Origin of the sequence: Candidatus Desulfovibrio trichonymphae (genome assembly GCF_002355955.1) — a bacterium.
Taxonomy (GTDB): Bacteria; Desulfobacterota; Desulfovibrionia; order Desulfovibrionales; family Desulfovibrionaceae; genus Desulfovibrio; species Desulfovibrio trichonymphae.
Map to the genome: position 1 here is coordinate 923,224 of NZ_AP017368.1, position 11,105 is coordinate 934,328.

Consider the following 11,105-nt stretch of genomic DNA (forward strand, 5'->3'; position numbering starts at 1 on the left):
ACTAACAACAAAAAACAATCTATATTTTATCGTCGTTCTTGCGGTCTGCCAACTCCAGAGGTATTTCATGAATCGCCCCCGTGAAGTGCTTACCGGCTCTTTGTCCATTACGCTTCTTGCCGCGGCTTTCTGCATCTGGAGCGTCTTCGGCAACGACATCAATTTTTGTGTTACTGCAGGATGCTCCCTGTATCAGGACTTCACGCTCAACGGCATTTCGCTGTGGCTGGTCGGCACAGGCGTTTTCGCCGTGCTGGCCCTGCTGTCTCTCGTGGGCGCGGCATCCTTGGGCCGCGCAGTCGCGGGCATTGCCCTGACAGGCGATATCTGCCTGCTGCTGCTCATGACACTTACCGCCCCATGCGTAAGCTGCCTCATCGCGGCCCTGTTTTTTGCCGCAAGCTACATGAGCTTCAGCCATGCCGAAACAGGGGCGATCCGCATCAGCAACGCAAGACGGCGCCGTTCACTTCTGCTCTGGGTTTGGGCATTGCTTTTCACAATCAATATCGGCGCCCTCGTCCGCTCCCAGAGCGAAATCTGGCCAATTATCCCGGCGGATGACGAAGTAACGACACGCCTTTTTTTCTCCCCTTCCTGCTCCGGTTGTCAGGAAGCGGTCACCATGCTCTCCGGCCATGTGGATGTGGCTTTCTACCCGATTGGGGAGAATGACGCAGACATTTACAAAATCGCACAGATGCGCGAACTGCTGGACACAGGCATGAACCTTGCCGAAGCGCTTGCCCGGTCGCGGGAGGTGCAGGCGCCGCACGGCTTTTCGTCTTTCAGTCCCGACATGCTCTTGCTGCGTTTCAGAATGCTACGCAACAAGGCCCATATTTTTTCAGCAGACGCCCAATCAGTGCCTTTTTTTGAATATCAGGGCTTGCCGGCCGCGCTGCTCATGCAAAAAAAACAGACAGGAACGCTGCCGCCGCAAGGCCGTGGGCAAGATAATCTTTCACGCGACGGCTCTGATGCAACACTCCCCCTTGATTCCCCCTCAGAAGAACGTTGCGGCGCAACCACGCCCTGTCCTTAGATATGAACCTGCAGGGAAACGGGCAGCCGGGTAATAAAATTTTCATTTGTGCTTGACAGTTTTCGTATTTTGTTTGTATAGAGAGAAAAACCTCATGGTTTTTTGCATTGTAACGTAAAGGCATAGTGCATGTGGTCAGGGCAAGGACAAATTTTCCCGCGCGGAGCGGAGAGAGATTCGGGCGAAGCTGACGGTTTCGGCCCGATTCTTGCTACACACACACACACACACACTAACTCCGCAGTGCCGCGCTGTCCGCCGCAAGGTTCAGCGCGGCTTTCGGCGTTTCCTTCGGACATGGTGAATTCAGCATTATCGTTTACATATAAAAACAGGGGAAGGAATTTATGAAAAGAAACTACGTAAAGCAGTTTATGGTTACTCTGATAACCATAACCATGTTTACAGCGTATCCGTTTTTTACCCGGGCGGAAGATCTTAATGGTGGTGGAAAGTTGCCTTCAGACTTGTCCACCGGCTTGATTGATCTAGCAAGAGGGGAAACGGGCGGTTTGAAAAAACTTATTTCTGATGCTGTAGAGCTTGCTATAACCAGTTTTGGTGGTACAGCTTTTCCGTCAGATGCGATGATTGAACCAACAACAAATCTTGGTGGATACCATTTCAAGGATTATGCTGGTAACAATGCTGTACTATATGGCAATATCGGCAATCTTAGTGAAATTGTGTTCAACAATAATACAGTAACCTTTGAGGTGGGCGACAATCTACGAGGCGGCGGCGTATTAAGAGCTGGTGAGAATCAACAGATAGGCGCCATCGACAATGCTATTTTCAGTAATAACACAGTAACAAAAAATGGAGACGGCGATTTCCAGGGTGGCGGCATTATCGGAGCCTATCGGGGAACTATAGGCGATATCAGCAACAGTATATTTAACGATAACATCGTAACAGCCACCGAAATAATGCGTGGTGGTGGGATAGTTGGTGTTTATGGTGTTCAGGAAGCTTCAGCCATTGGTGCCCTTAAGAACAATATATTCAGCGGCAACACGGTAACAATCGCCGACACTATGGCAGGTGGTGGGATAGTTGGTGTTCATAGTAGTCAGGAAGCTTCAGCCTCTATTGGTGCCGTTAAGAACAATATATTCAGCGACAATACGGTAACAATCGACGCAGTAATTCGTGGTGGTGGGATAGTTGGAGTTTACACTGATAACCTGCAAAGTGCCGATGGGACATATATAGGAGATATTACAGATAACATATTCAGCGGTAATACGATCATTGCTTCTGGAGTTGTTGGTGGTGGTATTGTTGGTGCTGATACATACAGCACAATAGGCGATATTGTCAATAATGTTTTCGATAACAATACTGTAATTACCACGGGCTCACTTTGGACAGGTGGTATTGTTGGTGCTTTAAATCAGAGTACTATTGGCGATATTATTGATTGTACGTTCACCAACAATGTTATTTCTGCTATAGATATTAATGGCGGTATTGTTGGTACTTTAACAAGTACAATAGGCGATATCAGTGGCAGTATATTTGCTGATAATACAATTACAGCAAGAGGTAATATACGTGCCGGAATACTGTATCTTGAAGATAGTTTGACAGTCACTGATAGTCAGTTTACAGATAATATATTTACTTCTTTGCAGACGTATGATTCGGGTCGTGTATACGGTGGTGCCATTACACTGGATACCGGCACCGACATCGCCGCTTCTTCTGGGACTTTGTCCTTAACTATAGTTGCAACTGCCGGCAACACAACGATTTTCCGGAACAACGAGATTAATGATATTGATGGAAAACGGACCAATTCCATCTCTATCCGATCGACGACACCGATAATCGAACCCCATAGCAATGCTGACGCGACTCTTGTCATTTCCCCATTCTCGGGTGGTGATGTATATTTGTATGACCCCATCTATGTGGAACAGGACAACGGTAAAACATTCGGAATGGAAGTTACTCAGGATGGATACTTTTACTGGGGCGGCGATAACAAGTTTATTGTAGACGCGCCCGATGCTGAAAAAAATATTGTCAATTTGCGTCAGTATACTAATACATCGTTAATGAGCGGTTTCAATTTGGATGCGCCCAATCACGATTTTAATATGAGTCGTTATGCAAATCTGCATATATATCCTGGAAGCAGCATGACTGTGCATGCGGCCGATTTAAGAGGAATGTTAGCATTTTATCTGCGAGGTATTCCAGTCAATAATCAAGATAATCCAGTGTTAACTGTTACAGCGGACAGCATCAGTATTGATGGAATGTGGCCACAACTAGATTTCTCTGGCGATGTTGAACCATTGCAGTTTGGCGACAAATACTATCTGCTTCGCGGAAGTACAGAATTGGCAGGTAATATTAAAGACAGCGGAATTCAAACAATACAACACGGTTCTCTTCTTGAATTCACTTTTCAGTTGAGGAAAGACGGCGACAACGACTTCGTTGCTGAACTTATTGAATCTGACGGCCCAGGCGGCGGTGGTACTCCTGTTGTACCCGGTGCCAAATCGATAACCGAAGGAGCCTCTGTTGGGGCAGCTCTTGCCAATCAGGGTGCGGACCTTGCGGCAGGCGCAGGTATGGGAAGCGCAATCAATTCTGCGAAAGAAGATGCCTGGGGTGCTTTCGCTGTTGTTGATGCAAGCAGCATGCGTTATAACACCGGTTCATATATTGACACAAGCAGTGTAAATTTGATGGCCGGTATTTCACGTAATATAAATACGGAAATCGGTAAACTGACTGCCGGTGCCTTTTTTGAATATGGTGGAGCTTCATACGATATTCATGGAAGCGGCAACACTTCCTATATTGGTGGCGGTTTGCTGGGTCACTTAAAGTTCAATGATGTCGGCCCGGGTCACTTCTATACAGAAGCCGCGGCCCGCATCGGTGGACTCAATAATGATTATGAATCCACCAGACTGAAGGATGTTTCCGGACGCAAGGCCTCGTTTGATACGGAATCGACGTATTACGGTATTCACGCCGGTGTGGGCTATGTGTGGAACATCACCGAGGAAGCCTCTCTTGATGTGTACGGCAAATACTTCTGGTTGCACCAGGACGGCAATGACGCAACAATTTCCACAGGCGAACCGGTAAGTTTTGATCCGATTGATTCTCATCGTCTGCGTGGCGGAGCTCGATTTGCCTATGCAATCAACGAGTATATCAGCCCTTATATCGGTGCGGCCTTCGAATATGAATTTGACGGCAAGGCAAGAGCGTCTGTATGGGGCTATGATCTCAAGGCTGCGAAGTTCGAAGGAGAGACGGGCATTGGTGAAGCGGGTTTGGTTTTTAAACCTTCCAGCAAATCTCCGTGGCTCGTTGATCTCGGCGTGCAGGGCTATGTCGGCAAACGCGAAGGCGTGAGCGGTTCCCTCCGCGTGGGACTGGAATTCTAGGCGTTAACCGCCAACGTCACCAGATGCGGCGCGGTGTCGGCCCTTACGGGACGGCCCGCGCCGCACTTTTGCAATACGGAAACTTCAGCATCGTCCTGGCAGACCTGGCAAGCCTCTCAGCGCAGCAGTTTCCAAGCGCCCTGCACCACATCGCCGAGCACGTCAAAAATGCCTTTGGGAACAGCCCCAAGCGTGTTCAAAATAACCTTGCCCACGCTCACGGTTGTTTTGCTGTCGCGCAGGCCGCCGTGCAGGCGGATGGGAATCTCGGGCACACCGGGCATATTGACAATAAAATTGCAGTCAACGGCATCGCTGTTCAGATCAACAACACCCCCGCCGTTCATGGCAAGTCCCTTGCCCTGAAGCGCAAAATCATTACTGCGTGCCACGCCGGCTTTGATGTCGCCCGAGGCGCCGGCTGTTGCAAACTCTATAGCCTTGCCCTTCCCCTCGCCGTCGCCTCCGCGCTTTTGATACGAGCCGTCACGCACGAGAAAACGCCATGCGCCGTTCAGCGCAGAGGGCATCTGCCCCGGCCCGCCCAGCACGCCGGAGATCGCCGCGCTTAAGCCGACCTTGCCGCCCAGCACAACGCCGCCGCCCACATCTTTACTCGCGGCTGTCATTTCCGCGCCGTCCACGCTGAAATCAGCCGCAAAGCACAGCCCCCGGTCAAAATCCATTACGCTTTTGCCGTGCAATGTGCTTCCATAACAGCCCGCTTTTACAGGCGAACAGACAAGATGGCCATTTTCCAGCAGAACGGGCAGCATGACGTCACGCAAGTTCAAACCCCACAGGGCCAGCCTGTCGACACGCAACGCGCCCTTCACATGCATCCCGCGTAAAAAACGCAAATCCCACGCCTTGCCGGCAGACGATTTTTTGTTTGTCTTTTCTTTCCTGTCTGAGAAAAAACGGTCTGCATTCACTGCGTCGGCCGCAAGATCGAATTCCAGATTCGGCTGTTCGCGCCAGACGGCGGAAAAAGAACCCGTCACCTTTGTCTGGTCAACAACCGCGCGCAGGTTGCCGAGCGTAACGGCCCGCATGCCGCCCCTGATGTCGGTGTCGAGCGTCAGTTCGCACGCCGATGACAAAAAATGCGCGCCCGTCACCCCAAAAAGACGCGCAAGTTGCCCCATATCCTTGCTGCGCACGACGACAGCGCCCTTAAAAGCCGCGCCGTCACTGCCACCGCCAAGCTGAATATTCCCGCTGACCTCAATGCCGGGGATGGACAGGCGCGCATTGCCGACCTCCACCTGCTTGCACTCACGCAAAGAAAAATTGCCCTTTAATTCCGCAGACACGCCCTGCAAGGTAGCCCAGTCGGCAGATACAAACTGCAAAGAGAACACGCCCGGACAATTGTTGAAGAACACAGTGCCTTCGTCGGCGCTGCCGCCGAAGGACAGCGTGCCGGCAAGTTCCGAGCGCAGCTTGCAGCCGGCGGCCTCCAGAACGGAACTCCATTGCCCGTTCAAAGCCAGCCTGCCTTTTTCCCAAACGCCGGAATGTGCGTCGACGCTCACGACAAGGCTGCGGATATCCAGTGTCCCGGCCCGGGCTTCTCTGGCAGATCCTGCGTCCGGTAAAAGCAAGGCCCCCTGCGTAAGGACCACATCAACCCTAGCGCGGAGTCTTTCAAGAAATTCCGCAATGGAGCGACCCTGGCTTGTGAGCTGAACATCGCCCCGCAAGCGGCCTTTGTTTAGCGGCAGCACGGTCAGAATTTCGGACGCGGCAGCGCCGTCCACATCGCGAAAACGCAGATTGACGGCATAAGGGCCGGCATGACCGCCGCCAAACACCGCCTCTCCATGCAGGCTCCCGCCGCAGAAACGTGCGTCAGCCGTCAGCAGCGTGTCTTCCAGACCATTCTCATCCTGTTTGCCCTGCGTTATCGCCACGCCGGCGTTCTCAAAGGCCACGGAAGCATAGTCCAGCGTCCGCGCGCCAAGACGGATATTATAATTGACACCGATTTCACCGGGTTTGAGCGGTTCTCCGGGCATGGGAGTCAAAGGAGCATGAGGGAAGTCCGGCGGCCTGGGCAAGCGCCCCACGGCTTCGGGAATCCCCGCTTCAAGTCTGAGCCTGTCAGCTGTCAAATCCAGAGCCACTTCCGGATTTGCCCAGGTCCGCACGCCGCCGGAACCTGTAAAACGCCCGCCCGCCACGCTCGCCTCAATATGCGGCACGGAAAGCCCCCGCCCGTCCAGGGAAAAATCCAGAACAGCGTCCGTCACGTTGTCAAGCGCCCATTGCAGACCGGGGGAAAGGTTGCGGGCAAACCCGAGCCAGCGGGTTAGGCTGACGCGCTGTACATGCAGACTTCCCGCGAGACCGAACCCTGCGGCATCCGCATCGTGCCGCGTCAAAACAGCATTGAGCCGCGCGCTGTCCCCGCCAAGCCTCATGTCAATATCTTCAAAGCCGACAAGGCGCCCGCCCTGATTGCTCCTGCCGCAGGTCACGGCAACGCCGCCGAGAGAAAAAGGCGTGCGCGCGCCGTCTATAGCTACAACGCCGCGAACATCCGCCTTGACCCGCCATCCGCCGGCTTTCGACTGTAGCACAGAAAGATCGCAATCCATCCCTGAGAGTTGCAGACGGACAGTGTCCTTTCCTGCCAGATCCGCCTCGCCCTGTTCAATGGTCAAGCGCAACTTCTCTGACGGCGCAAAGGCCTCCCCTTGTGTCGGCGCGGCGAAAAACGCCGCAAGTCTCCGCGCGTCGTCAGGGGCGACCTCTCCCTTCACAGCCGGCTGCGCCAGCAAAAGGCTTTTCAGAACAACTTTGCCCCGCAGCAAAGCGAACAAATCAAGACACAGAATCACTTTTGCCGCGCTGAAACGCATATCCGCGCTTTCTACAGAAAACGTTCGAGCAACAAAAGACGGCGCGTGCCAAAGCGATACGCGCACGCTTTGCGCGCGTATCGCAAGGCCTGTCTCCACGGACAGCTTGTCCAGATACTGCTGTGCAAAGTACCCGAAATTGCGTTGCAAAAACCAGCAGGCCGCCGCCGCTAAAAAAAGCAGTGCCAGTACAATGCCCAACAGCAAACGGAACCGGCTGAAAACATGCAGCATGAAATTGGCCTTACTCCACTACCGGCGCTCGTAACTCTGTGGATTACATATTTTTTATGTGTCGCCGATTTGCGGAAGCGCATAAAAAATATAACTGTTTTAAATAATTGCTGTGCAACATGACCACACAGGCCAAATCTGTCGTGCCTTGACGCCGCGCAAGTCATGGACTAGTGTCACAACAACAGGCTTTACACTATGTTACCCCTGTGTGTCCGGCGCAGCATCAAGTCTTCACTGCCCGTGGCGGCCGTCTGAATCCTGCCCGGCGGCGGGGTCAAAGTGCAGATCCAGCGCCGGGTCAAAGCCGCCCTGTTCCGGGAAGGCGCTTTTTTCATCTGTCATTTTGAGGAAGGGATCTTCCCCTTCGTCCGCCGCATTCGGGAGGTTCAGCCGCGCTTCAAGGGCCAGCAGAAGAGCCTGCGTCTTGTCTAGTTCATCGCGCAACGCCCTGTACTGCTGCTCTCCGTTGCGCAACATAAAGAACAACACAAGCAATATGCCTGAAAAACCAAAAAACATGCACAACATAATAGAAAACATGGCTCGCCCCACAAAACAGGATATAACATTTTACACCTTTGCGCAAGCTTGAGCAAGACATAATTGACCAGAATCCGCCGCAGAATGGATTGAAACGACCATAATTCATTATCAACAAGAGATTACGGCGTATGCCTAAAACACGTCTCCAGCCCCGCACTGTCATGGCCGACGAGATGCCCCGCAATTACTGATGGTCTGCCGCCGCGGCGGCCAATGGGGCATCCCGCGCCCGGACGAAATGCTTGTACTGCCCCCGGGAAGCGACCTCTTTCTCCTGCCCGGCCGCCGCGCCGCCGGGCTTGACCCGCGAAGCGGCAGGATAACATGCCTGCCGGAATCGGCTGTGGCCGCTTTTGTCGCCCCAGGGCACACGTTTTCGGCCCATCCCGCGTATAAAAGCGACGCAAAGGCCCCACTGCTGCCCCTCTTTGCTTATGGGGCCGTAGGCTTTGCCGGGGGCCGCTTTTATGTCTGCGCCCGCAGGGTAGATACAGACCAGCGCCAGCAATTTCAGCATATTCCGCCGGCACGCATCGAACAAAATGCGCGCCGGCTTCTGCGCGCATACCCTGGAAACCGTCTGATCAGCCATATTCTGAACAATTGTGTACTGCGCAATGCCGCCTCTCTTTCAGCCCGACAGCGTCGGAAATTGTGGAGGTCATGCGCCTGCACGAACAACGCGAAACAAGACATCCTGTCTATTCCTTCGGTCAGGGCTGCGAGGGAGACCCCCTGATGGACGCGGATCTGCTTGCTGAAAGCATACAGACGTTCCGAGACGGCGGCGGCAGAGGCACCATCAACTGCAACACCAACGTATCCCGGCCCGAGGCCGTTATCCGCCTTGCGCAAGCGGGCATGACAAGCCTGCGGGGTAAGCCTGAACAGCGCCCGCGACAGTCTGTACCACGGCTATTATCGCCCCATGGATTACAATTTTGACGACGTGCGCCGCTCCATGCGCGAGGCAAGAGAACGCGGCATTTTTGTTTCGCTGAATCTTATATTTTTTCCCGGCATCACAGATACGGAAGATGAACTCGCCGCGCTTGCGCGGCTTGTCGACGAAAACGGCGTCAGCATGGTGCAGTGGCGCAATTTGAACATTGACCCGGAATGGCACTTCACCATGACGGCGGACGCGGCGCAGCCTTCCCCATGCATGGGACTCACGACATTACTCTGCCCCTGGCTGCGTTACGGCTATTTCAACCCCTGGCTCGGGGAAAAGGTCGTAATAACAGCGCCCATGCCGGGGCAGTGGAACATGCCTTCCGACGTGACAGGCGCGGTCTCAGGCAGTCACGGCGTCACCGTATAGCGTTGCGCGCTCTTGGGAACCCACCATTCGTCAAAGTTATACATGATACCGGCAAGCGCGGGCTTTATGCCCATGAAGCGCCGCTGCACAAGCGGCAGGGCATAGGGCACGAATAAAAAACAATAGGGCTGCTCCCTGTCCAGAACCTCCTGAAAGCGACGATACAGCGCCGCTCTGACGCTCTGGTCGGGCGTTGTGCGCGCTTCTTCAAGCAGCGCGTCCACCTCGCTGCTGATGTAACGCGTAAAATTCAGGCCCCCCTCCCGCGCTTGGGAAGAATGCCATATTGTATAAATGTCAGGATCCTGCGGAATAGTCCAGCCCAAAATAACAGCGTCAAAGCGGCCCTTGTCCACAAATTCGCGGATAAAAGCCGCCCATTCCACCGTGCGTATGCGCGCATCTATGCCCACAGCGGCGAGCTCGTTCTGAATGACCTCGGCCGTCAGAATGCGCTGGTCGTTGCCCTGATTGGTCAATATTGTGAAAGAAAAGGGCCGGCCGTCCCTTTCCAGTACACCGTCTCCGTCGTTGTCCGCAAAGCCCGCTTCGGCCAGCAGAGCTGCGGCGGCCTCCACATTCTGACGAACAGGCGAAAGCGCCGGGTGATAAGCCCAGGTTCCCGGCATAAAAGGTCCAAATGCCGGCACACCCTGCCCCAGCAACACCCCCTTCACAATATCATCGCGGTTCACGGCAAGGGATATGGCCCTGCGCACGCGGACATCCTTGAAAAAAGGGTGCTCCATATTAAAGCCCAGGAAAACATAGACAGAAGCAAGATAGTGGTATTTATCAAAATTTGCCTCCCATGCAGGACCGTCGGTTTCACGCAGGTACTGCAGGGGACTTAAATTCATCACGTCCAGACGGTTTGCGCGGGTTTCCATAAACATGGAGGCATTGTCGGGAATAATCCGGTACACCACCTCAGCAATGCGCGGACGGCCCATAAAATACGTGGGCGAGGCGGCAAGGGTGATGCGGCTGCCGGGCGCCCAGTCTTTCAGGCGGTAAGCCCCGGCGCCCAGTGGTTTGCGGGAAAAAGGCGTTTTGCGTATGTCCTGCCCCTCAAGAATATGTTTGGGCAGCACGGGATTCATCCATGAGGCGACGGCGCGCGCAAAAAAATTTTCATACCTCGCCTCAAAGCTATAGCGGCCCGTCACGCGAAATTCCTTGACGCGCAAAAAATCATCGGCATAGGGGCTTGCCGTGGCCGGGTCAATCACAAGTCTGTAAGTAAAGGCCACGTCCTCCGCCGTCAGTTCCCGCCCGTCTTCCCACAATATGCCCTTGCGCAGGGTAAAACGCAAAAAACGTCCTTCGTCTTCCACAGAAAAGGTTTCCGCAGCCCAGGGCTCAATCTGTAAATCGGCGTTGTAACGCAGCGGCGCGACAAAAATCAGATCAGCCACTTCATGTGAAGCCGAATCGGTGGACAGATAGGGTATGAGATTGGAAGCTTCGCCAACGCTGCCGAAAATAATGCGGTCGCCAAAGGCCTGGCCTGTATCGTCCTTTTCCCAGACAGCGCCTGAAAACGCAGGAAGACAGAGCGCAAGAATGACAGCTGCAGCAGCAGGGAAGACAGAACGCATGCAAAAAAATTTATTCATACAGTGTGCGCTTATGTTGCCTTTGTCTCGAGCCCTGTGTTAATTTCTGAA

Annotated in this window: 8 protein-coding genes; 4 read left to right on the forward strand and 4 right to left on the reverse strand. The window is 53.6% G+C overall.

The annotated features are described in order from the left end of the window. The first annotated feature begins 67 nt into the window (after positions 1–67). Together RSDT_RS04485 and RSDT_RS04490 are read left to right on the forward strand one after the other, a co-directional pair. Positions 68–1,045 (forward strand): hypothetical protein, encoded by a 978-nt coding sequence (locus RSDT_RS04485; RefSeq protein WP_096399723.1) that lies wholly within the window; start codon positions 68–70, stop codon positions 1,043–1,045. A 347-nt stretch (positions 1,046–1,392) separates the two neighbouring features. Further along, positions 1,393–4,464 (forward strand): autotransporter outer membrane beta-barrel domain-containing protein, encoded by a 3,072-nt coding sequence (locus RSDT_RS04490; protein ID WP_096399248.1) that lies wholly within the window; start codon positions 1,393–1,395, stop codon positions 4,462–4,464. Positions 4,465–4,580: 116 nt separating this feature from the next. Here the strand turns inward: RSDT_RS04490 and RSDT_RS04495 are convergent, their stop codons facing one another. The 3 genes from RSDT_RS04495 to RSDT_RS07425 form a co-directional block, all read right to left on the reverse strand. Next, positions 4,581–7,565, reverse strand: coding sequence for an AsmA family protein (locus tag RSDT_RS04495; RefSeq protein WP_096399724.1), 2,985 nt, complete (start codon positions 7,563–7,565; stop codon positions 4,581–4,583). Between the two features lie 234 nt (positions 7,566–7,799). Next, positions 7,800–8,108, reverse strand: coding sequence for a hypothetical protein (locus tag RSDT_RS04500; RefSeq protein ID WP_096399725.1), 309 nt, complete (start codon positions 8,106–8,108; stop codon positions 7,800–7,802). Between the two features lie 187 nt (positions 8,109–8,295). After that, the gene (locus RSDT_RS07425) at positions 8,296–8,628 is read right to left on the reverse strand and encodes a hypothetical protein (RefSeq protein WP_231941783.1); all 333 of its coding nucleotides are present in this window, start codon (positions 8,626–8,628) and stop codon (positions 8,296–8,298) included. Between the two features lie 146 nt (positions 8,629–8,774). Here RSDT_RS07425 and RSDT_RS07430 point away from each other — a divergent pair, with 146 nt between their 5' ends. Beyond that, positions 8,775–9,056, forward strand: a complete 282-nt coding sequence (locus RSDT_RS07430) for a hypothetical protein (RefSeq protein WP_231941785.1) — start codon at positions 8,775–8,777, stop codon at positions 9,054–9,056. After that, positions 9,040–9,435 (forward strand): hypothetical protein, encoded by a 396-nt coding sequence (locus RSDT_RS07435; RefSeq protein ID WP_231941787.1) that lies wholly within the window; start codon positions 9,040–9,042, stop codon positions 9,433–9,435. The genes RSDT_RS07430 and RSDT_RS07435 overlap by 17 nt, the downstream gene beginning before the upstream one ends. Here the strand turns inward: RSDT_RS07435 and RSDT_RS04510 are convergent. Further along, a complete protein-coding gene (locus tag RSDT_RS04510; protein WP_096399726.1) occupies positions 9,417–11,054 on the reverse strand; it encodes a peptide-binding protein in 1,638 nt (545 codons plus the stop codon). The genes RSDT_RS07435 and RSDT_RS04510 overlap by 19 nt on opposite strands. Positions 11,055–11,105: the final 51 nt, after the last annotated feature.

Bases quoted from the DNA above. Each gene is read 5' to 3' on its own strand.
- RSDT_RS04485 (WP_096399723.1), top strand. From the start codon at position 68: ATGAATCGCCCCCGTGAAGTGCTTACCGGCTCTTTGTCCATTACGCTT.
- RSDT_RS04490 (WP_096399248.1), top strand. From the start codon at position 1,393: ATGAAAAGAAACTACGTAAAGCAGTTTATGGTTACTCTGATAACCATA.
- RSDT_RS04495 (WP_096399724.1), bottom strand. From the start codon at position 7,565: ATGCTGCATGTTTTCAGCCGGTTCCGTTTGCTGTTGGGCATTGTACTG.
- RSDT_RS04500 (WP_096399725.1), bottom strand. From the start codon at position 8,108: ATGTTTTCTATTATGTTGTGCATGTTTTTTGGTTTTTCAGGCATATTG.
- RSDT_RS07425 (WP_231941783.1), bottom strand. From the start codon at position 8,628: ATGCTGAAATTGCTGGCGCTGGTCTGTATCTACCCTGCGGGCGCAGAC.
- RSDT_RS07430 (WP_231941785.1), top strand. From the start codon at position 8,775: ATGCGCCTGCACGAACAACGCGAAACAAGACATCCTGTCTATTCCTTC.
- RSDT_RS07435 (WP_231941787.1), top strand. From the start codon at position 9,040: ATGGATTACAATTTTGACGACGTGCGCCGCTCCATGCGCGAGGCAAGA.
- RSDT_RS04510 (WP_096399726.1), bottom strand. From the start codon at position 11,054: ATGAATAAATTTTTTTGCATGCGTTCTGTCTTCCCTGCTGCTGCAGCT.